This is a genomic window from Ramlibacter sp. (assembly GCF_028291745.1).
In the GTDB taxonomy this organism is placed as follows: domain Bacteria; phylum Pseudomonadota; class Gammaproteobacteria; order Burkholderiales; family Burkholderiaceae_C; genus Ramlibacter.
The window spans coordinates 37670-58677 of the sequence record NZ_JAQGNQ010000129.1; the positions used below are offsets into that span (position 1 = coordinate 37670).

Below are 21008 nucleotides of genomic sequence, written 5' to 3' on the forward strand. Positions count from 1 at the left end.
GCATGAGGCACGGGTCTCGCGCTATCGTGAGAAGCCGTAACCAGGAGGGAACCCAATGACAACCAGACGTGATGTCTTGCTGGGTGCGGTCGCCGCCAGCGCCCTTTCCCGCGCGGGATCGGCATTCGCCGCGCCTTCGCAGCCCTCCACTCCGGTCAACTTCCCGATCCCGCCCGGCGCGTGCGATTGCCATACGCACATCCACGCCGACCCCGCAAGATTCCCGTGGTTCGACGGGCGCGTCTACACGCCCGAGCTCGCCTCGCCCGAGGAGATGAAGGCGCTGCACCAGGCGCTTCAGATGCAGCGCGTGGTGATCGTCACGCCCAGCGTCTACGGCACCGACAACTCCGCGACACTTTTCGGCATGAAGGCACGCGGCAAGGATGCGCGCGGCGTCGCCGTGATCGGCCCGGGGAATTCCGATGCCGAGCTCGATGCGATGGAACAAGCGGGCATCCGCGGCGTGCGCGTGAATCTCGCGACCGGAGGCGTCAACGATCCGGAAGAGGCGAAGCGGCGCTTCAACGCCGCGGTCGATCGGGTGAAGGATCGCGGCTGGCACGTCCAGGTCTACACGAACGCATCGATGATTCCTCTCATCAAGCAATCGTTCGTCGCGTCTCCCGTGCCAGTCGTCTTCGACCACTTTGGCGGCGTTCAGGCAGCGGCGGGTCTGCAGCAGCCCGGATTCCCGGAACTGGTCGAACTGGTGAAGTCGGGCAAGGCCTACGTGAAGATCTCGGGCGCGTATCGCGCCGCCACCGTCGGCCCCGAGTACAGCGACGTGGTTCCCTTCGCGAGAGCCCTCATCGCGGCGAACCCCGATCGCATCATCTGGGGAAGCGACTGGCCGCATCCGGATTCGGTCACGCCGCCGGGAAGGAAGCCGAGCGACGTCACACCGCTGCTGCGGATCGACGATGGAAAGCTGCTGAACCAGCTCGCGGTGTGGGAACCGGACCCGGTCGTGCGGAAGCGGATCCTGGTCGACAATCCCGCGCAGCTCTACAAGTTCTAGCGTAGGGGGTTGAAAAACCCCGATTGGCCATTCTGCACGGAAGCATTTGTACAAATATAGCCTCCGCGATCGCGCCTGAGCCCCCCGCAAAACTCGCGGGTCCACCGAGCCATGCGACACTCATGGCGTTGTGGAGATCTCTCTGATGTTCAAGCGCCTTCTGTTCTGCACCGTACTGGCTTGCTTCGCTTCGCTGTCGCTGGCCGAATTGCCAACCGTCCCAACGCCGGAACAGGCGATGCGGTCGGCGCAGGCCAGCTTCCCCGAGTACCTCGAACTGCTCTCGCTGCCGAACGACGCCGTGGTCCCGGCCGACGTCCAGAAGAATGCGCTGTGGCTCGAAGCCGCGTTCCGCAAGCGCGGCTTCACGACACGCCAGTTACCCAATGATGGCAAGCCTCTCGTCTATGCGGAGCTTGCCAGGCAGCCGGCGAATACCCGGACCGTGCTCTTTTACATGCACTTCGACGGTCAGCCCGTGCTGCCGGAACAGTGGTCCCAGAAAAGCCCGTGGCAGCCCGTCGTGAAGCAGCGCAATGCCGCCGGCAAGTGGGAGGCCGTCGACACCGCGCGCCTGCAGGCGGCGCCGCTCGATCCCGAGCTGCGGGTGTTCGGGCGGTCCTCCTCGGACGACAAGGGGCCGATCATGATGTTTCTGGCGGCCTTCGATGCGCTCAAGGCGGCCGGTATGGAGCCGCGGGTCGGCGTGAAGGTGCTCCTGGACAGCGAGGAGGAGAAAGGCTCGCCGACCATCGGCCACGTGGTCATGCAGAACAAGGACCTGCTGAAGGCGGATGTGGTGCTGATCCACGATGGCCCCATGCATGCCAGCAACCGCGCCACGCTGATCTTCGGCAACCGCGGCAACACCATCGTCTCGCTGACGGTGTATGGCCCCAAAAGCCCGGTGCACAGCGGGCACTACGGCAACTTCATTCCCAATCCCGCGCAGCGCCTGGCGTCGCTCCTGGCCTCGATGAAGGACGATGACGGCCGCGTGACGATCCCCGGCTACTACGAACGGATCAAGCTCTCGGAGGCGGAACGGAAAATCCTGGCGGCCGTGCCGGACGACGAAGCAGCCATCCGGGCACGACTCGGCGTGGCGCGCACCGAGAAGGTGGGTTCGAACTACCAGGAAGCATTGCAATACCCCTCGCTGAACATCCGCGGCATGCAGTCCGCCGCCGTCGGCGACAAGGGCGCAAACATTGTCCCGCAACAGGCGGTCGCAGAACTCGACTTGCGCACCACTCCTGAAACGCCGCCGGACTACCTGGTGCACCTGATCGAGGATCACGTGCGCTCGCGCGGGTACTACCTGACCAAAGGTGAGCCCACCGACGCGGAGCGTGCGCAGCACGACAAGCTCGCGTCCATCGTCGTGGGCCGGGGCAGCCAAGCCGCCTACACGCGGATGGATTCAGCGCAGGGTGCGTGGGCCTATGCCGCGCTGAAGCAAGCGAGCACCGGCGAACCGGTGCGCATCCGCATGATGGGCGGCAGTGTTCCGACCGACAAACTGGTCCAGGAACTCGGTGCGCCGTTCCTGATCCTGCCGCTCGTCAACAGCGACAACAACCAGCACAGCTACGACGAGAACCTGCGCGTCGGGCACTACGTCGCCGGCGTTCGCACGATGCTCACCCTGCTGCGCAGCCCCTGACGAGATCGAGCTCGCGAGCGAGCCCGCACTGCGCTACCATTTCAACAACTCAGCGTTTTTGCAGCGGGATGATGTAGATCTCGCTGCCGCCAGCCCTGAATTCCGCACTCTTGGCGGCCATTCCCTCTCGGGCCGCCGCATAGTCGCGCACTTCCTGGGTGATCTTCATCGAGCAGAACTTCGGGCCGCACATCGAGCAGAAGTGCGCCACCTTGGCGCCGTCGGCCGGCAGCGTCTCGTCGTGGAATTCCTTCGCCGTCTCCGGATCGAGTGAAAGGTTGAACTGGTCCTGCCAGCGGAACTCGAAGCGTGCCTTCGACAGCGCCTCGTCCCAGGCCCGCGCGCCGGGATGCCCCTTCGCCACGTCGGCGGCGTGGGCCGCGATCTTGTAGGCGACGATCCCCTGCTTGACGTCTTGCCGATCGGGCAGGCCCAGGTGCTCTTTCGGCGTCACGTAGCAAAGCATCGCGGTGCCGAACCAGCCGATCATGGCTGCGCCGATGGCGCTGGCAATGTGGTCGTAGCCCGGGGCGACGTCGATCGTCAGCGGGCCGAGCGTGTAGAAGGGTGCCTCGTGGCAGTGCTTGAGCTGCTCGTCCATGTTGGCCTGGATCATGTGCATCGGCACATGGCCCGGACCTTCGATCATGGTCTGCACGTCGTGCTTCCAGGCGATCAGCGTCAGCTCGCCCAGCGTTCGCAACTCGGCGAACTGGGCCTCGTCGTTGGCATCGGCGCCGGAGCCGGGACGCAGGCCGTCGCCCAGCGAGAAGCTCACGTCGTAGGCCTTCATGATCTCGCAGATCTCCTCGAAGCGCTCGTACAGGAAGTTCTCGCGATGATGCGCGATGCACCATTTCGCGAGGATGGAGCCGCCGCGCGAGACGATGCCCGTGCGGCGCCTCGCGGTCATGGGGATGAAGGGCAGGCGCACGCCGGCATGGATGGTGAAGTAGTCCACGCCCTGTTCGGCCTGCTCGACCAGCGTGTCTCGAAAGATCTCCAACGTTAGGTCATCGGAGACGCCGCCCACCTTCTCCAGCGCCTGGTAGATCGGCACGGTGCCGATCGGCACCGGCGCATTGCGCAGGATCCAGTCACGCGTGGTGTGGATGTTCCTGCCGGTGGACAGATCCATGACCGTGTCGGCGCCCCAGCGGGTCGCCCACACGAGCTTCTCCACCTCCTCCTCGATGCTCGAAGTGACGGCGGAGTTGCCGATGTTGGCATTGATCTTCACCAGGAAGTTGCGGCCGATCGCCATCGGCTCCAGCTCCGGGTGATTGATGTTGGCCGGGATGATCGCGCGCCCGCGGGCCACCTCGTCACGCACGAACTCCGGCGTGATGCGCTCGGGAATCGTGGCACCCATGGGGTTGCCGCGCAGGCGCTGGGCGCGCTCTTCGTCGGCGAGGTATTCAGCCATCCACTCGCGTCGGCCGCTCTCGCGGATGGCCACGTATTCCATCTCCGGCGTGACGATGCCGCGGCGCGCGTAATGCATCTGCGTGACGTTGGCTCCGGCACGCGCGCGCCGCGGCATGCGCTGCAGGCCGGCGGCTTGCACCCGCAGATCGCCCAGGCGTTTCGCCTCTCGCTCGCCGCCGCGATCGCCGTCGTCGATCGACTGCGGCTGCCGCCCCGTGTAGGGCTCGGTGTCGGCACGGGCAGCGATCCACTCGCTTCGCTGGTTGGCCAGGCCGCGCCGCACATCGACGTCGGCGGCCGGATCGGTGTAAGGCCCGGAGGTGTCGTACAGGGTGACCGCCTCGCCATTCGAGAGCGCGACCTCGCGCATCGGCACGCGCAGTTGCGGATGCAACTGGCCGGGCACGTGGAGCTTGCGGGAGGCGGGGAAGGGCTCGCGCGTCAGTGCGAGCAGCTGGCTGAATGTGTCGGGTGCGTTCAAGGGTCCGTCCTTTCGGTTGCAAGGGTGCTCCGAAAGTGACGGCAGGACGGGCGCGCGGGGGCGCCTGCCATCCTGTCAGCTCTTCTTACGCCGGTACGAGCCGGTTCAAGTTCACGGGTTTGGATCTGCCATCTCAGCGAACGGCCTTGCGGCCGATCGCACCCCGGAGCGAGAGGCAGTATAGCGGCGCCCGACACTCCGGCCGCCGAGACCGCGAGCCATGGCAGGACGCCTGCATGGCACCAGTCCCTGGGCTCATGCCTCGCAATGCGGACACGCTGGCACCGGCCTCGATGCCTGCTCCGGCGCCGGCTCGAAGACATGCTGCGGCGCGTAGCGGTCGTGGTGCCGCAGCCACTCCATCTTGTAGAACACGTCGCGCTCGTCGCGGCCTTGCGGTGTCAGGTCCATCAGCGTGTAGGCGCCCATCATGGCTTCCACGCCGCGCCCGAAGGTCGAGTAGGTGTGGAACACCTCGCCGGCGTCGTCCTTGCAGAAGACGCTGATGCCCGGCGCCTCCTCCGCCGGGAAGTAGGCCCTGCGATAGTTGTAGTCGACTTCGCCGCTGGCGAGCGCCTCGGGCGTGAAGCTCACGGCGAAGTCGAAGTTGAAATCGCTGCCGTTCGAGGACACCCAGTCGAACTGCCACCCCATGCGCTCGCGAAAGCGCAGGAGGTCCGCGAGCGGCGCGCGCGACACCGCCACAAACGCGATGTCGCGGTGCGCGAGGTGGATCGTCATGCCGTCCATGTGGTCGGCCATGTACGAGCAACTCGGGCAGCCCTGCTGCCAGCCCGGACCGAACATGAAGTGCTGCACGAGGAGCTGGCGGCGGCCCGCGAACAGGTCGCCCAGCGTGCGCCTGCCTTGCGGCGCATCGAACACGTACTCCTTGCCGATGCGGCGCCAAGGCAGTGCACGCCGGTCGCGCGCGACCTCGTCGCGTAGCCGCGTGAGTTCCTTTTCGCGCGCCAGCAGCTTCCTGCGCTGCTCGGTCCAGAGCGCATCCGGCGCGACGGGGTGGCCGGCGAGGGCGGCCGGGACGGTGGATGGGGCGATGGTCATGCTGTGCTCCTTGGGCTCGACGAGCGGGTTGAAACGCGAGACATCCATGCAGCGGCGCGACCCGGCGCGGCCGCCGCGGAAACGTTGCGATAGAGGACTAGCTGCGCCGGGCCTTCGGGCGGCGCACGACGCGCACCTTGCCGCTGCCGCCACCGCCGCAATAGAGGAGGTCGGCGCCGTCGGACTCGAGGCCGCTCACGCTCACGCCGGCGGGCAGGCGCAGGCGTTCCAGCACTTCGGCGCTCCCGGGGTCGACGTGGCGCAGTTCGCTCTCGTCGGCCTCCATGGTCCCGTGCCACAGCTCGCCGTCGACCCAGGTGACGCCGGTGACGAACCGGTTCGAGGCGATCGTGCGCCGGATGGCACCCGTGTCCGGATCGATCTGGTGGATCTTGCGGCCGCGGTAGTTGCCCACCCACAGGCTGCCTTCCGCCCAGGTCAGGCCGGAGTCGCCACCGCCGCCGGGCGCCGGGATCGATGCCAGGACCGCCCCGCTCGCGGGATCGATCTTGTCGATGCGCGACTCGGCGATCTGCCAGAGATGCCTGCCGTCGAACGCGGTCCCCGCGTCGCACGCGTGCTGCAGCGTGCGCGCGACCTCGCCGCTGTGCGGGTCGATCGCCAGCAGCCGCGTGCCGGTCGCGGCCCACATGTGGCGGCCGTCGTAGCTCACGCCGTGCACCGCGCTCGCGCCCGGGAAGGGGCCGAACTCGCGCACGATCTCGGCCGGCCGGGCCTCGGTCTCGGTCTCGGTCTCGGGGGAAGATTCGCGGGGGCTGCTGGTCATGGTGCCGGGCCTTTCGTCGGCGCCTTGGTCGGCGCCATGGGGAGGACTCTACGCACCCGGCAGCGCAGCGGGGAGTAACAAGATTGTCGTGAAATCCACCAGCGGCGCCGCCACCCAGCGCCGCGCGCGCGTCTGGCCGATGGCCCGCACGCGGCCCGCGGATTCGAGCGCCGAGAGCGCCCGCTGCACGGTGCGCTGACTGGCGTCGAGCGCCAGCGCCAGCGCGGAGGTCGACCATGCCGCGCCATCGGCCAGCAACGCCTGCAACGAGGCCTGGTCGCCTTCGATCGGCGGCGCGAGCACGACGACCTCCGACGCGCGGGGCCGCAGCACGAAGCCGCGCGCCGTCGCCTCGATGCCGGCGATATCCCTGGCGAGCGCGCGCAGCCGGCCGATCTCCACGCGCAGCCGTGCGCGATGGGTCTCGTCGGGCTCGCGCGTGCGGAAGGCGGCCGCGATGAGCGCGTCGCGCTCCACGTCGCGCGGCCAGGCTTGCGCCAGCGCGAAGGCCAGCGCGAACAGGATGGGGCGGCGCGCGAGCGGCACCCACGCGCCGGCCGAGGCCAGCCCGCGCCGGCAGGCATCCAGCACGAGCGCGCCGGAGCCCAGCACCGCTTCGACCTCCTCGAGCCGCAGCGCGCGAACTTCGTCGCCGGCGAGCTGGCGGGCCGCCGGGCGATCGAGCGCCGCCCGCGCTTCGGCCACTTCGGCGATCAGCGACGGGATACCCGCGCGATACGCAGCCTGGTCCGCCCGCGCCAAGGCGGCCCTTGCGGGCGCGCAGCGCAGAGAGCGCAGGGCGAGTTCGGCGGCCGCGAGTTCCGCGACGGCGGCGAGCGCGGGCGGCAGTTGCCGCGGATCGAGCCCCTGCAGCGTCACGGCGGCATCGGCCAGGCGGCCGAGCAGCAGGAAGCGCCGCGCCGCCACCAGCCGCGCGTGCATCGCGTTGGCGTGGTCGCCGTGCCGGGCCAGCGCACCGGCTGCCGCCGCGAGGCCGCGCGGACTTCCCCGCAACTCGCGCAAGGCGAGGTCCACTTCGGCTTCGGCCAGCACGCAGCGGGCGTGTGCGAGTTCCTCCTGGGGCCCGAACGCACGCGCGGCCCGACGCAGCAGTTCGCGGGCGCGCGCATGCTCGCCCAGTTGCGCCATCGCGATGCCACGCAGGGCGAGCGCCGGCGGGTCGTCGCGCAGGGCGACGCGCTTGAGCGCGCCCAGCGCATCGCCGGCGGCAAGCGCGCGGGCGGAGGCGGCGATCAGGGCGTCCATGGCGCGAGCCTAACGCGTGCGCGCCCGCGGCCGTTGCGCGCGGCGAGCAGCGGCGGGCCGCCCGGCATGGACGTGTACCTCCGTGCCCGTGCTACCGTAGCGGTCTATTGGAAGGAACCATCATGCCGCGCGCGATCCTCGATGAACCCAGCATCCACAGCGCCGTTCGCGCGAAGATCGCGGGCTGGAACAATGCCACCGTCGATCAGGTGCGGACGGCAGTCGCTGCCAACGACGTCGTGGTGGTCGGGATGAAGCAGAACCCGTTTCCCGCGAAGGCGCGCAAGGCCCTCCAGGCGATCGGGCAGCCGTTCAAATATCTCGAGTACGGCAGCTACTTCGGGATGTGGCGCCCGCGCAGCGCATTGAAGATGTGGACGGGCTGGCCGACCTTCCCCATGGTCTTCGTCAAGGGCGTCCTGGTCGGCGGTTCGAGCGAGCTGCAGGCCCTGATCGACAGCGGCGAATTCAAAGCCATGCTGGCCTGATCGCAATCGAATCGACCGCACGAGAGCCTTTCCCGAGTCGCGCGTCCATCCCTGGCCGTCCAACGAAGAGGAGCCTGCCATGCCTGCTGTGAACCTGGCGCAGAAACTATCCACGTTCTCCGACCACTGGGCTCCTCGGGTGGTGACGGAATTCAATGGTCACGACGTCATGGTGGTGAAAGTGAAGGGGGAGTTTCGCTGGCACCAACATGACGACACGGACGATTTCTTCCTGGTCCTTCGCGGCCGCATCACGATCCAGATGCACGAGGGCAACGTGGATCTCGGTCCAGGCGAACTGTTCGTGGTTCCGAAGGGTGTCCAGCATTGCCCGGTCGCAATCGAAGAGGCGCATCTCCTGCTGATCGAACCCAGGGGTACGCCCAACACCGGCGACCAGGCCACGGCTGCGACCCGCGCCGTCATCTGATCCGGGGAGTTGCTTTCCCGCGGCGGCAGTCCTTGGGTGCTGGCTGCTGTCGGACGCCGCGGCCCCGCTCTCGCGAGGGCAAGCGCTTCTATCCGCGCGGCGCCTGTCCCGGCGTTGCCCCACCCTCGCGCAGCACGCCGTTGATCTCGGCGCCAAAGATCAAGGTGCTCGCGGTGATGTACATGAAGACCAAGGTGGCGACCACGCCGGCGAAGCTGCCATAGAGCAAGGCCAGCTTGCCGGCCGTCCGCAAGGTGTACGACAGCGTGGCGGCAGCCGCCACCCACAGCGCGCCCCCCACCAGCGCCCCCGGTAATACCGTGTACAGCCGCTGTGGGATGTCCGGCAACCAGCCGTACAACAACGCGTACAGGAGCACCAGCACCGGGAATGCGACGCCGTAGCGCACGCCGTTGTAGAGCCGCAGAGCTTCGCTCCCGCCGGCCACATTCGACGCGAGCAGCTGCCACACGTACGGCATCACGACCACCGAACTGAATGCCGCGAGGACACCGGCGCCAACGATCAACGTGAAAAGCGTGACCTTGATGCGGGCTTTCCAGAAAGGAAGGCCGCGCTCGATTCCATAGGCGCGGTTCAGCGCCGAACGCACCGCCTGCATTCCCGACGACGCTGTCCATAGCGTCGCCAGCACGCCGATGGTCAGTAGCGCCTGGCTGCGCTGCGCCAGTACCTGCTGGATGACCGGCTTCATCGCTTCTCTCACCAGCTGCGGCGCGTAGCCGACGACGCGGTCGGCGAGAGCCGCCGCCTCGCCGGGCCGGCCGAAGAAACCGGCGGACGCGGACAACAGGATCAGCAACGGAAACATCGCCAGCACCGACGAGAATGCCAGGCTGCCAGCCTGGTTGGCGCTCTGGTGAACGACGTAGTTGCGCACGGCCAGCAGAAGCACACGCAGGCCCGGCGTGGCCAGCGCGGCGTGCCGGAGCCAGCGCCCGGCTGCACGAAGTCGGCTCATAGGCGCAGGTCCCTTGTGATGGCGCCCCGCCCGCGACCCCTCAGTGGGCGCGCTTCACCTCGGGTCGCGCACTCCACCGTGACCTGCGCATCCGGACGCGCCTCTCACCGTATGGCGACCGTCAGCACAGCGGCTGATCACGGCCTGCCGCGCCTTGCGCGCCGATGCCTTGACCTTGCGGCCGCCCTTGCGGATGTCATGTCCTGCGGCGCGCTTGGCAGCGACGCCCTCTGCCTTCGCTTCGCGCGCCTTGTCGCCGATGGTCTCCTGTGCATACGCAGCAGGCAGGAACGCCAGAAGCAGAGCGATGGCTGCAAGAATTTTTTTCATGATCTTTCGTTTGTTGTCGGCGCGAACGGCTCCCCGGTCGCGCCATATCGCCGCCGCCGTTTACGGGTGCAAAATCAGCTTCTGCACGCGCCAGTTGAGAAGTTCGGCAACGTACAGCACGTTCTCGGACGGGCACGCAATTTCGTGGATCCAGCCGAACTGCTTGAGCTGCCTGCCCGCCTCGCCGAGCACGCCCAGCACCTTGCCATCGAGCGACAGCTTGTAGATGCGGCCCGGATACGCGTCGGCCGCATAGAGAACCTGGCGCGGCCCGGGCGTGATGCAGAGCGCCCACGGCGCACCCGGGGTTTGCGTGAGGTTCGCGCCCGCCGCTTCCATTTTCTCGGTCTCCGGAACCGGACCGAGCAGCGGCTGGATGCGCGGATCGAAAGGCACGTCGATCTTGATCTCGCGCAGGATCCTGCCTTCGCCATCCATGACCTGGATGCGCCGGTTGCCGCGATCGGCGACGTAGATATTGCCCTGCGCGTCGGCGGCGATGCTGTGCGGCTGCACGAACTGCCCCGGCCCGTGACCCGGCTCGCCGAACGATTTGAGCCAGCGCCCGTTGCTGTCGATTTTCGCCACACGCGAGTTGATGTAGCCGTCGCTGATGTAGGCGTTGCCCGCGGGGTCCCACGCGACATCGGTGACCTGCCTGAAGCGGCCGATCTCGGGCGGCGCCGGCGGCTTCGGATGCTTGACCGGCCCGGTCTCTTCGTCGGAGGCTTCCTGCTTGCGCCCGACGACCATCGCCACGCGCCCCTGCGGGTCGAACTTGACGACGAGGTCCGATCCCTTGTCGGTCACCCAGATGTTGTCCTGCTGATCGACCCGCACCGCATGCGCGAACGACCATCCATAGAGGTTGTGGCCGATCTCGCGCATGAACTTGCCGTTGCGGTCGAACTCGAGAAGCTGAGCTGCCGAGGCGGCGTAAGCCGGGCCGCTTGTGTTCCCGCGCGAGAAGACGAAGATGTGTCCCTTCGAATTCACCGCCACGCCGGCGACTTCTCCGAGATAGAGATCCTTCGGCAGCTTCAGCGGATCCGGCACCGAATCGAAGCTGATCGTCGGCGCGGAATTCTGCGCGCAGACAGCCGCGGAAACGAAAAACAGCAGCGCGAACAACGCACGAAGCATGCTCTCCTCCCTCTGGATGGTGGACCGAACCAACCGGCTGCGCTTTTTGCACTCGACCCGCGCGCCGAGCGCGGATCATACCTTGCGAATTCCTGAACAAGGCCTACGCTGGCTCGCGGGCCTCCCGCACGAACACCGGAAGGTCCATGGCCGGAGGCCGCGCGTTCTCCTGGAAGAACATGTCCGCCACCCATCCCCGGTGATAAGTCTTGTGATTCACGACGTGCAGCAGGATGTCGCCTCGGGTCATGGCGCCCGCCCCGCCGTCGACGAACCGGAACTCCACAACCTCGTCGTACGCCGCCGCAGGCAGGCGGCCGGCATACGCCACGAACCACTCGTCCAGTGCGGCCTGCGCCGATCGTAGTTCCGCTAACGCGGGGGAGCCTTCCGTGTTGAGCGCGGTGTATCCATGCGGCCGGCCCTCCAGGTGCGCCATCCAGATCTGGTCGACCACGTGGCAGTGGTTGAGGGTGCGCAGCATGTTGCCGAACAGCGTCGGCCGTTTTGCAACTTCCGCGCCTTCGGGCAATTGCGCTATCGCGGCGAACAAGCGCGCGTTGGCCCAGGCCGTATAGCGCGCGAGCATGCAGATCTTGGCGGGCAGGTCCATGAGCGTCTCCGGTAAGAGCTTCCGGCATTGGAGCACGCGCCTGCCAGATCGATAGCTACCAGCGCGCGCAGTAACAGAAGCCCGGGAGGCGCAAGCTCAAGTCACATTCACGCAAATCGGTGGAATGAAGGCTGCCTCACGCGCGATACCAGTCCTTCACCCCCGCAACGAAACGCTGCACGCCCTCGGCGACTGTCACCGCGTCCAGCGCACCGTACGACAGGCGCTGGTAGTTGTCGCGGCGGGTGTCGGTGAGGCCGAATGCAAAGCCGGGAATGGTTGCGACCTTGTGCTTCTCGATCAGCATCCGGTTGAAGGCCAGCGCGTCGTCCACGCCGGGCAGACGCATGAGCACGTAGAAAGCCCCTTGCGTGCGCGGGAAGCGCACGAGATCGCCCAGCTGGTCGAGCGATGCGTAGACGGCCGACCGGACCCGGGCGAGCTCCTCCACCTTCCCTTGCACCCAGGGCTTGCCGAGTCGCAGCGCCTCCAGCGCGAGCAGCTGCGAGGGCACGGGAGCGCAGATGAGATTGGTGTCCTGCACCTTGTCCATCGCCTCGGCCAGGTGCAACGGGAACACCACGTAGCCCACCCGCCAGCTCGCCATGCCGAAGTTCTTGGACATGGAATAGAACGACAGCGTGTGCGCGTGCGCCCCAGGGATCGACCCGGGAGAGAAATGCCGCGCGCCGTCGAAGGTGAAGTACTCGTACGCCTCGTCGCTGAAGTGGTAGATGCCGGCGCGCGCGCACAGCGCATTCACCGCGCGCAGGTCGGCTTCGCTGTAGACCGCCCCGGTCGGATTGTTGGGGGACACCGTGACGATGGCGCGCGTCCGCGGCGTGATCGCGGCCGCCAGCGCGGCTACGTCCAGCGACCAGTCGGCGCGCGTCGGCACCAGCACCGGCGCGCAGCCGCACATGCGGATCGCCATCTCCTGGTTGAAGTAGAAGGGCGTCGGCAGGATGAATTCGTCTCCGGGGTCCGCCACCGCGAGCACGCTGTTCAGGAAGGCCATGTTGCTGCCCGCCGTGACGGTGACCTGCGAAACGCCTTGCGCGTGCAGGCCGTTCTCGGCGGCGAGCTTGGAACGGATCGCATCCAGCAGCGGCGCGTAGCCGCTGACCGCCTGGTACTTGTGCAGTTGCGGATCCGCGAGCAGCGCGGGCAGCCGCCCGATTGCTTCCGGCGGTGGCCCGTAGCTCACGACACCCTGGCCGAGGGAAATGGTGCCCGGGGTCTGGCGCGTAAGCGCCGCGATCACGGGGATGATCGGCGCGTCGACGCGCTCCATGCGCAAGGCTCGTTCCTTCATGGCTCCTCATGCACGCGTTGCGGCAGGTCATCATCGGCGCAAGCGGCCGGTCTTTCAATCGGTAGAAGGGCCGCCGCGCCGCAAGCCGTAGCGACGCGGCGCGCGCGGCGGTTCGGGAACCCTTGGCGTTCTTCCCGAGCATCTGGTCTGTCTGCACGCACGTTTGACGTCGGCCCCGGCCCGCCACATACTGCTGCGCCGACATCGGGCGCCACTTTCGCGGCCGGCCTCGACTTGTTCCTCGGAGACACCATGAAGAAATCAATGGTCATCGCGGGCTTTGCTGCATTGCTGGTGACTGGCTTCGTGATCGCGCAGCAGGCCGGATTTACCCGCACTGCGGTGCAGACCCAGGACCTGAGCACACCAGGCCGCGTTGCCGTGCAGGCGCGGGCAGAGTTCGATCCGGGCGTTGCCGCGGGCCGCCACACCCATCCGGGTGAAGAACTCGGCTACGTCCTCGAGGGGCAACTGGAACTGCGAATCGACGGCCAGCCGCCCAGAACCGTCAAGGCCGGTGAAGCGTTTTTTGTCCCGGCCGGCCTTGTGCATGATGGCATCAACACCGGCAGCGGCAAGGCCAAGGTGCTGGCGACCTACATCGTGGAAAAGGGCAAACCGGTTGCCACGCCAGCGAACTGAGCAACATGGGCTCACGGGCCCATGCAAGGCAGCTTCCCCGGGCACGTTCGGCAAGGTCCGAAACTTCTGATCTGGCCATCCCAAGACCTCGGAAGACCCGGCGAGTGGCACTTGATGCAGCGCTGGCGACCAGCGTGTCGTCTCAGTCCGCGTAGCCCGGCATCTCCCGATCCAGCACACGCATCATCGCGGCGAAATAGAGCGTTTCGCGCTCCGCCTGCGAGTGGCTGTTGCGTGGGTTCGGCGTCTCCACCCTCTTGACCATCGCCTCGTCCAGCACCGCAAGGGGCCGGCCGGTGGACATGGCCAGGATCTGCGCGCGGCAGACACGCTCCAGCTTGTACAGGCGCCGGTACGCCTGTGCAACGTTGTCGCCCACCGCAAGGACGCCGTGGTTCTTCATGAACATGATCTGCTGGTCGCCCAGCACGGAAGCAAGGCGTTCGCCTTCGGTCAGCGAATCGGCCAGTCCGGCGTAGCCGTCGTCGTAGGCAATGTTCCGCGTCAGGAATGCGGCCGTCTGGCTGCCGGGCAGCAGGCGGTTGTCCTCCAGCAGGTTCAACGCCAGCGCCCAGGGTTGGTGGGTGTGGAGGACCACGTTCGCGCCGGTGATCCGGTGCAGCGGGGCGTGGATGCTCAGCGCGCTCAGCTCCAGGCTGCCGCTGCCTTCCAGCACCTCACCCGCCTCGTTGAAGACGATCAGGTCGCTGGCCCTCGCCTCGGACCAGTGCAGGCCGAATGGCAGGACCAGGTAGCGGTCCTCCTGACCGGGCACGCGCATCGTGAAATGGTTGTCGATGCCTTCTTCCAGATCGTCGTAGACCGCGAGGCGGTTCGCCGCAGCCAGATGGACGCGCGCGCGCCAGGTCTCGTCGTTGGTGTGGTTCATCGCTCGTGCTCCTTCGGTGATTCAGTTCAGATCCGGCGGTTTGACATCCCGGGACAGGGAGATGTGCCCGCCACGAGCGTAAGGCCATGTTGTCCGTCAGCACCGCGTTGTCCTGCCATGTCATGCCGTCCAGCGCGATCGGACCGAGCGGCCAGCAAGTATTTGTCGGCAGCTGCACCAGCGAGTCGACGCACCCGCATCGACCAGAACCGGGAAGCGGATGAACCTGCGCACGGGCAGCGCGCTGACCCTCACCGTGACGCCATTGCCGATCGTGCAGCCCACGTTGACGTCGAACAGGTTGAGGCAGTCGGACTTTAGCTGGTTGGGCGTGCCGCTCGTATGGATGCAGGAGCGGCGGTGCTTGGGGCATTCAGAAAAAGCCGGCGCATCCAGACTGAGGGCTGCTTGTGGCTGCGGATCCAGACATGACAGTGTGGCAAAGTCGCCCGATGCCAGCCGACCTCCATTCCCTCGGCATCGACCTGCCCTCCCCGCTGTACCTTCTCGGCCTGATCGTCTTCGGCGTGGTCGGGTATGCAGCCTTCCGGCGCGGCCGCAAGACGTCACAAGCGCCACTCACGTGGGTCGGCGTGGCGACCATGCTCTACCCGTATGTGATTCCGCAAACCTGGCTGCTCTGGCTCATTGGCGCCGGCGCAACCGCCTGGATCTGGTTCAACTGGAACTGATACGGCGGCTTCCTACCCGCAGCTGGAATCCCGCGACGGACGCTGAGCCGCGTCCGCGGCGTCACCGTTTCGCACCTTCCCGCACTTGCGCCAGAATCCGGCACAGCTCCTTCGCATCGCAGCGCTCACGGAGCACCCGCTCTTTGCAACTAAACTGTGGCTGCAGGCGAAGAAGCCCTTCCCGATTTGCGGCAACCTCGCCAGGCAGACGGCGCGCCATTCGTGCCGCCTGCTCACGGATTGCCCTTAGCTTGAGCTCGGTGTTCAAAATGCAGGAGCGCTCTTGTGCGTTACGCGGCCGCCTCGCGCACGCCGACGCGCAGGAGAAGCGCAAGCTGCTGCGGCACGAGATCTCAGGGAAATCCAGGGCGGACGCAACACGGCGGGCAGCGTTCCGGCTGCCCGAGTGGCCATCCGCACCCGTGCTCGCGCCTGTCGACCCAGAACATGACCATGACCCAAGACTCGATCGTCACTTCCCCAGCTTCGCGCGGTCAGGCCGCCGCACGCAGGGCGCGCCAGCCAGTGCATCCGCTCCTGCAGAAACTGTTCGAGCTGTACCCGCGGCTGTTCGGTGCCCGGTTCCTTCCACTCAAGATCGGCATTTTCAAGGACTTGGTGGCGGCGCAGCCGGACGCGCTGCCCGCGGCCGAGCTCAAGGTGGCGCTCGGGCTGCACACGCGCTCTACGCGCTACATCGAGGCTGTGGCCTCCGGCTTGCCACGCCACGACCTGCAAGCCACGCCAGTGGAGCCCGTGGCGCCGGAGCATGTGCATCACGCCATCCTGGAGCTGTACAAGCGCCGCAGCGGCAGGGCGCCGGAGCAGGCGCGCCAGCATGCCGTCGCGCAACTGGCCGCTGCGATCGAGGCGTCCGGCATGAGCCGCGAAGAATACCGCGAACGCTTCACCTCGCCCGACGACAACGTGCATGCGATGCTGGAGGACGCCCTGTCGGTGGTGGCGCAAAAGGCGGCGCGCCGCGAAGCCTTGCAGAACGCGTTCAAGGCCAGCGGCAAGACGGTTGCCGACTTCGCCGAGATGTATGGGTTGGACCCGAAGGAAGCTGGAAGGCTGCTGGCATAAGTAGCCTCGAGCCGCCTTTCTGACCGACCGCGCCCGCTCACCCCTCTCGCCATCTTGCCGGCGTCTCGTTGCTCTCGCGATAGGCGCTGGCCTGTTCCGCCTCGATCGGGCGGATCTCGAAGGCCAGGCCGCACGCGAGACACGGATTGGCCGCGACGATGCGGGCGGCCTCTTCCAGGTTGGGGGCCAGGACGAACCAGTAGCCGCCGATCACTTCCTTGCTTTCGGTGAATGGGCCGTCCGTGATGCCGGAGCGCGTGACCAGCTTCGCCGCTTTGGCCAGGCGCTGCCCGGGCTTGAACCGGCCATCCGCGACCAGCCGCCCGTGCCAGGCATAGAACGCATCGATGGTGGCCTGGATTTCCTGCGCCGACTTGTCGGCGTCCCACTGCCCTCGCGACAGCAGCAGGTACTCGTTCAGCGAAGAAGTCGTCGACATCGTTGCCTGTCCTCCTGGCCGGAGCTTACGCGGACTCCAGGCTTCCCTGTCCGCCCCGGTTTCGCCGGTGCGCAGTGCGAACCATCCCCGCCGGCGCCCGCGTGCGCCCTGCGCTTGGCAAGGAACCTGGATGTGTCCCCTCATCCCCTGCGGGCCGCCTCGATCCTGGCGATGTCGATCTTTCCCATCTGCATCATGGCCTGGAACGCGCGCTTGGCCGCGGCGCCATCGGGGTCGGCGATGGCCGCCATCAGCGCCCTGGGGGTGATCTGCCACGACAGGCCCCACTTGTCCTTGCACCAGCCGCACTGGCTGGCCTGGCCGCCGTTGCCGATGATCGCGTCCCACAGGCGATCCGTCTCCGCCTGGTCGTCGGTGGCCACCTGGAACGAGAACGCCTCGTTGTGCCGGAACGCCGGCCCCCCGTTCAGCCCGAGGCAGGGGATGCCCATGACCGTGAATTCGACGGTGAGGACGTCGCCCTCCTTGCCCGAGGGGAAGTCCCCCGGCGCGCGATGCACGGCGCCGACGGAGCTCTCGGGGAACGTCTTCGCGTAAAACTGCGCAGCCTCGAGCGCGTCACGCTCATACCAGAGACAGACGGTGTTCTTGCTTGTCACTTGCGTTCTCCTTGGGGTAGTGGGGCCATCCATGTGGTCATGCGAGCTGGGCGGAGCGCCGCATCGCTGCGCGCGCCACCCGCGCCTCGCGATCACGACGAAGCAGCGCCTGCGAAATCGACTGGAACACTCAACGGGTCCCGACCGGCGCAGGCGCCGGATCCATCCAGAACGCGGCCCACAGGTGGCCGTCCGGGTCTGCCAGGTCCCGCGAGTACATGAAGCCGAAGTCTTCGGCCGGGTTCGCATCGGCCTGCCCGCCATGGGCGGCCGCGGCTTGGTTCATCGCATCGACCGCCTGGCGGCTGTCCAGCGCCAGCGAGAGCATCAGCCCGCTCGTTCCCGCCGGCGGAAACGGCCGCTGCGTGAACGTGCGCCACTTCGCGTGCGTGAGCAGCATCACCTGGATGGACTCGCTCCAGGCCATGCAGGAGGCGGCCGTGTCGTCGCTGAGTCGCGCGTTCAGCTCGAAGCCCAGGGCCTTGTAGAAGGTGGTCGAGGCCGCGAGGTCCCTGACGGGCAGGCTGATGAAGATCGTCTTGGTCATGGGGTGCTCGTCCGGGTGATCGGGAATGGGAGCTGCAGGCGGTCGGAGTTCCATCCCTACGACGATCGAGGAGCGGTGGAATCGACAAAAGAGGGATCGCGACCTCTCCTTTGGCGCGGAGATGACCGAGGGCAGAGTTCGGCCAGAAGCAGACCTCACGGCCCGACTTGTCCAGACGGGGCCGCGGCGCGCGTGTCAACCCGAATCGGGAAAGTGCAACTCGCGACGACTGGCGAAGCAGCGTTCTTCCTCGCTGAAAGGGTCGCGGAACGAAATGCTGGCGGCGAGCAGTCTCAGGGGATTCGCTGTCTCGTCTTCGCCAGGCCCCATCAGCTTGGGGTAGATGCGATCACCAAGGATGGGCAGCCCGAGTGCCGCCATGTGCACTCGCAGTTGGTGGCGCTTGCCGGTGCATGGGCGCAGGCCGTACCGGGCCCAGGGCCCGCGTTGTTCAAGCAGCTCGATCTCCGTGTGCGCGTTGGGCTTCGTTCCAGCTTGCACATCGGCCTCACGCATCTGCATGAAGTGATCGCTCGTCTGCAGGGTATTGCTCCGGGTCAACGGAAACCGCAGCCGCGAGTCGCTGGCCGCGAGGGCCTGGTAACGCTTGATGACCTTGCGGCCGGCAAAGAGGGCCTGATAGGGGCCGCACATGCCTGGTTGCTTGGCGAAGAGAACTACGCCGGCGGTTTCCCGATCGATCCGGTGCAAAGGTGTCAGGGCGGGCACACCGAGCTGGCGGCGCAAGCGGATCAGCAGCGTTTCCTGCAGGTATTGGCCGGACGGCGTGACTGGCAGGAAATGGGGCTTGTCGGCGACGACGAGATGTTCGTCCTCGAAGAGCACGGTGGCCTGCGCGGCGTTGGGTGACTCGTTCGCCACCGTCCGATAGTAGTAAAGCTTGCCATGCGGAACATACGCTTGCCGCGGCGCAACCACGCGACCACCTGGGTCCACTACGTCCCCCGCGTTCATGCGAGCGACCCAGTCAGCCGCGGAGACTGCGGGGAACCTCTCCACCAGGAAGTCGAGCATGCACGCCCATTGGCCCGTGGGCAGCGCCACCTGGCTGGGACCGACGCCATCGCGCATCGGCAGCATCGCTACTCAGCCACCGATGCGGCGAGCCGGAGCGCGCGTTGCAGCCGCCACGGGCCATCGCGCTCACCTTCGTACACGTCTTCGAGCGTGGTCGCGGTTTCCTGCAAGCTCGCGTCCAACGCCACCCTGTTATCAAAGACGAAGCACTCCCCTTTCCAGTGGCGCCCTGGATCCGGTACCTGCCGGAAGTAGTTGAGGATGCCGCCATCGAGCTGGTAGGCGAGCAAGCCGAGGTCCAGCATCCAGGCGCTGGTTTTCTCGCAACGGATACCGCCGGTGCAATACATCGCCACCCGTTTGCCTTGAGCCTTCCACGCGCTCGCGTGGGCGCGAATGAAATCGGGAAAGTCGCGAAAGTTCGCCACCTGCGGATCGATGGCACCTTCGAAATGCCCGAGCCGGAATTCAAAGCTGTTCCGGTTGTCCAGCAGCACGACGTCCGGCTGCTTGATCAGGTCACCCCAATCCAGTGGGCTGACCTGAATGCCGGTGAGGCGTGCATCCACCATTTCGATGCCGAGCGGGACGATCTCTTTCTTGACCTTCACGCTCACCTTGCCGAAGGGTCGGGTGACGCACGCGCTATGTTTGAACGCGATCCCCGTGAACGCGCCGGCGAAGGCTGGCTCGTGCTGGAGCGCTTGTTCGATGCGTTCCACGGCGGCGGGGCACCCTGCAAGCATGCCGTTAATGCCCTCGGGGGCAAGCAGGATGCTGCCGACCAAGCCACCCGCTGCCTCCCCCGACAGCAGTTCGCGCAACAGGTCAGCCGCGCGTTGCGGCTGGGCCAGCGGCGTGAACTTGTAGAAGGACGTGTGAACAAGCGAAGCGCTCTCGCTGCGATGGAACGGCATGCACCATTTTCCCACGTGCCTGCGCGACCACCAGCTTTGGCGAACGTTCTTCACGCGCGCTGCCACCGTGTATCGTGCAGCGCAGGCATGCGGCCGCCGCCGGCCAGCTTCCACCACACGATTTTTCGAGGTTCAACGACATGGCTACCAGGCAAGCCCCGACCAGCGACGCAAACCAAGCACAGGCTCAATCCAGCCTTCAAGACGCCATGGCCAGAATGAAGGAGGCAAGCGACCGTCACGCTGCGATGGTGTCCGTGATGAGTCGCCTGGGTGTATCGCCACAGGAGCGAAGGCTTGCGCAGTCGGAAAGCAAGAAGGTGGAACGCCAGTTGGCCGACGCCAAACGCTTGCTCCAGGAGGCGCAAGCGGCGGCACGGACGGCCAAGGTGCGCAGCGCACCGTGAAGGCGACTTGAGTGTTGGCTGGCGGCGAGGAGCCGGCCCGAGTTGTTCGGTCAGCGCCGCTTTTTCGCCTTGGCGCGCGCGCGCAAAGCCGCCTCGAACGCGAGGTGCGCCCAGGGTCGCATCAAGGCAGAGGAGTCCATGGCGTCTGCTGGCGCTGACCAGAAATGCGTGGCCTGCAGCTTGCCGCGGGCGGCGAAGCAGAACTGCGTCCCGCCGGCGGCCGTGAAGCGCGGCTGCATCTGGTCGTCCGTCTTCAGGTACAGGTTGTCACCAGTGACGATGGCGATGAACACGTCGTCGACGTAGACCCCGTAGCCGCCGAACATGCGCTTCGTCTGGACCGCGCCGATCGCGCTGAACAGGTCGGCGCAGTGGGAAGCGAATTCGGGGTGCGTGGGCACAGCGCGAGTTTAGACCGGGCAAGAAGGGGCTGCGACGGCTGCTTTGGGTCTATTGTGTTGAAAAACTCGCCTCTCAGTCTGTTGGCCAGTTTTTCCAGGGTCCCCAGACGCCTAGGCGCTCCGCGATCGCGCCTTGTAGGCCGTTCTGGATGCTACGTTTGTACAAATGCTTCGCTGCAGCATCGTGAATCCGAGTTTTTCAACACAATAGGTCGAAAGCGGCCATCACTCTGCCACTGCTCTGATCGATCCTTTCAGGCCAGATGCGGCGTCGTTGAATGACCGCTTCAGACTGAGGGCTGCCGGTCAGGTTGG

The 21008-nt window shown here is 66.7% G+C and carries 24 protein-coding genes and 1 riboswitch; of the genes, 8 read left to right on the forward strand and 16 right to left on the reverse strand.

Features of this window, described 5'->3' with window-relative positions:
• The first annotated feature begins 55 nt into the window (after window positions 1–55).
• Window positions 56–1021 carry an amidohydrolase family protein gene (locus tag JWP60_RS24325; RefSeq protein ID WP_299797365.1) on the forward strand — a complete coding sequence of 322 codons (966 nt, stop codon included), beginning with the start codon at window positions 56–58 and terminating at the stop codon, window positions 1019–1021.
• A gap of 301 nt (window positions 1022–1322) precedes the next feature.
• Window positions 1323–2687: a M20/M25/M40 family metallo-hydrolase gene (locus JWP60_RS24330; protein WP_299797368.1), complete on the forward strand. Its 1365-nt coding sequence runs from the start codon at window positions 1323–1325 to the stop codon at window positions 2685–2687.
• Between the two features lie 49 nt (window positions 2688–2736).
• Here the strand turns inward: JWP60_RS24330 and thiC are convergent, their stop codons facing one another.
• The 4 genes from thiC to JWP60_RS24350 all read right to left on the reverse strand — a co-directional run bounded on the left by thiC (window position 2737) and on the right by JWP60_RS24350 (window position 7714).
• The gene (gene thiC / locus JWP60_RS24335; protein ID WP_299797371.1) at window positions 2737–4596 is read right to left on the reverse strand and encodes a phosphomethylpyrimidine synthase ThiC; all 1860 of its coding nucleotides are present in this window, start codon (window positions 4594–4596) and stop codon (window positions 2737–2739) included.
• Between the two features lie 65 nt (window positions 4597–4661).
• Window positions 4662–4772: riboswitch (TPP riboswitch) on the reverse strand.
• Window positions 4773–4851: 79 nt separating this feature from the next.
• Window positions 4852–5661, reverse strand: coding sequence for a thioredoxin family protein (locus JWP60_RS24340; protein ID WP_299797373.1), 810 nt, complete (start codon window positions 5659–5661; stop codon window positions 4852–4854).
• Window positions 5662–5758: 97 nt separating this feature from the next.
• Entirely contained in the window at window positions 5759–6448 is a 690-nt protein-coding gene (locus JWP60_RS24345; RefSeq protein ID WP_299797376.1) for a hypothetical protein, read from the reverse strand.
• A 48-nt stretch (window positions 6449–6496) separates the two neighbouring features.
• Window positions 6497–7714, reverse strand: coding sequence for a helix-turn-helix domain-containing protein (locus JWP60_RS24350; protein WP_299797379.1), 1218 nt, complete (start codon window positions 7712–7714; stop codon window positions 6497–6499).
• 122 nt (window positions 7715–7836) lie between these two features.
• Between JWP60_RS24350 and JWP60_RS24355 the strand changes: the two genes are divergently transcribed.
• Window positions 7837–8202: a glutaredoxin domain-containing protein gene (locus tag JWP60_RS24355; RefSeq protein WP_299797382.1), complete on the forward strand. Its 366-nt coding sequence runs from the start codon at window positions 7837–7839 to the stop codon at window positions 8200–8202.
• Window positions 8203–8281: 79 nt separating this feature from the next.
• Window positions 8282–8632: a cupin domain-containing protein gene (locus JWP60_RS24360; protein ID WP_299797385.1), complete on the forward strand. Its 351-nt coding sequence runs from the start codon at window positions 8282–8284 to the stop codon at window positions 8630–8632.
• Between the two features lie 88 nt (window positions 8633–8720).
• On the opposite strand, the gene JWP60_RS24365 is transcribed toward JWP60_RS24360, so the two are convergent.
• The 5 genes from JWP60_RS24365 to JWP60_RS24385 all read right to left on the reverse strand — a co-directional run bounded on the left by JWP60_RS24365 (window position 8721) and on the right by JWP60_RS24385 (window position 13015).
• Complete coding sequence (locus JWP60_RS24365; RefSeq protein WP_299797387.1) at window positions 8721–9614, reverse strand: YihY/virulence factor BrkB family protein; 894 nt, start codon at window positions 9612–9614, stop codon at window positions 8721–8723.
• 54 nt (window positions 9615–9668) lie between these two features.
• On the reverse strand, window positions 9669–9944 hold the full coding sequence (locus JWP60_RS24370; RefSeq protein WP_299797390.1) for a hypothetical protein: 276 nt from the start codon (window positions 9942–9944) through the stop codon (window positions 9669–9671).
• Window positions 9945–10004: 60 nt separating this feature from the next.
• Window positions 10005–11087, reverse strand: a complete 1083-nt coding sequence (locus JWP60_RS24375; RefSeq protein ID WP_299797392.1) for a peptidyl-alpha-hydroxyglycine alpha-amidating lyase family protein — start codon at window positions 11085–11087, stop codon at window positions 10005–10007.
• A gap of 103 nt (window positions 11088–11190) precedes the next feature.
• Window positions 11191–11700, reverse strand: coding sequence for a DinB family protein (locus tag JWP60_RS24380; protein ID WP_299797395.1), 510 nt, complete (start codon window positions 11698–11700; stop codon window positions 11191–11193).
• 136 nt (window positions 11701–11836) lie between these two features.
• A complete protein-coding gene (locus JWP60_RS24385; RefSeq protein ID WP_299797398.1) occupies window positions 11837–13015 on the reverse strand; it encodes a pyridoxal phosphate-dependent aminotransferase in 1179 nt (392 codons plus the stop codon).
• 252 nt (window positions 13016–13267) lie between these two features.
• On the opposite strand from JWP60_RS24385, the gene JWP60_RS24390 reads away from it, so the two are divergent.
• Complete coding sequence (locus JWP60_RS24390; protein WP_299797401.1) at window positions 13268–13657, forward strand: cupin domain-containing protein; 390 nt, start codon at window positions 13268–13270, stop codon at window positions 13655–13657.
• Between the two features lie 142 nt (window positions 13658–13799).
• Here JWP60_RS24390 and JWP60_RS24395 read toward each other — a convergent pair whose 3' ends face one another.
• Window positions 13800–14546, reverse strand: a complete 747-nt coding sequence (locus JWP60_RS24395) for a class II aldolase/adducin family protein (RefSeq protein WP_299797404.1) — start codon at window positions 14544–14546, stop codon at window positions 13800–13802.
• Window positions 14547–14998: 452 nt separating this feature from the next.
• On the opposite strand from JWP60_RS24395, the gene JWP60_RS24400 reads away from it, so the two are divergent.
• The gene (locus JWP60_RS24400; protein ID WP_299797406.1) at window positions 14999–15238 is read left to right on the forward strand and encodes a hypothetical protein; all 240 of its coding nucleotides are present in this window, start codon (window positions 14999–15001) and stop codon (window positions 15236–15238) included.
• 453 nt (window positions 15239–15691) lie between these two features.
• Entirely contained in the window at window positions 15692–16324 is a 633-nt protein-coding gene (locus tag JWP60_RS24405; protein ID WP_299797408.1) for a ProQ/FINO family protein, read from the forward strand.
• Window positions 16325–16361: 37 nt separating this feature from the next.
• Here JWP60_RS24405 and JWP60_RS24410 read toward each other — a convergent pair whose 3' ends face one another.
• From JWP60_RS24410 to JWP60_RS24430, 5 genes are all read right to left on the reverse strand, one after another.
• Window positions 16362–16763: a YciI family protein gene (locus tag JWP60_RS24410; protein ID WP_299797411.1), complete on the reverse strand. Its 402-nt coding sequence runs from the start codon at window positions 16761–16763 to the stop codon at window positions 16362–16364.
• 140 nt (window positions 16764–16903) lie between these two features.
• Window positions 16904–17383, reverse strand: coding sequence for a VOC family protein (locus JWP60_RS24415; protein ID WP_299797414.1), 480 nt, complete (start codon window positions 17381–17383; stop codon window positions 16904–16906).
• A gap of 130 nt (window positions 17384–17513) precedes the next feature.
• Complete coding sequence (locus JWP60_RS24420; protein ID WP_299797417.1) at window positions 17514–17930, reverse strand: VOC family protein; 417 nt, start codon at window positions 17928–17930, stop codon at window positions 17514–17516.
• 195 nt (window positions 17931–18125) lie between these two features.
• Window positions 18126–18965, reverse strand: a complete 840-nt coding sequence (locus tag JWP60_RS24425) for a pseudouridine synthase (RefSeq protein WP_363320992.1) — start codon at window positions 18963–18965, stop codon at window positions 18126–18128.
• 68 nt (window positions 18966–19033) lie between these two features.
• On the reverse strand, window positions 19034–19885 hold the full coding sequence (locus JWP60_RS24430; protein ID WP_299797422.1) for a rhodanese-like domain-containing protein: 852 nt from the start codon (window positions 19883–19885) through the stop codon (window positions 19034–19036).
• Between the two features lie 140 nt (window positions 19886–20025).
• Between JWP60_RS24430 and JWP60_RS24435 the strand changes: the two genes are divergently transcribed.
• Complete coding sequence (locus JWP60_RS24435) at window positions 20026–20292, forward strand: hypothetical protein (RefSeq protein ID WP_299797424.1); 267 nt, start codon at window positions 20026–20028, stop codon at window positions 20290–20292.
• A 50-nt stretch (window positions 20293–20342) separates the two neighbouring features.
• On the opposite strand, the gene JWP60_RS24440 is transcribed toward JWP60_RS24435, so the two are convergent.
• Window positions 20343–20693 carry a TfoX/Sxy family protein gene (locus tag JWP60_RS24440; protein ID WP_299797427.1) on the reverse strand — a complete coding sequence of 117 codons (351 nt, stop codon included), beginning with the start codon at window positions 20691–20693 and terminating at the stop codon, window positions 20343–20345.
• Between the last annotated feature and the right edge of the window lie 315 nt (window positions 20694–21008).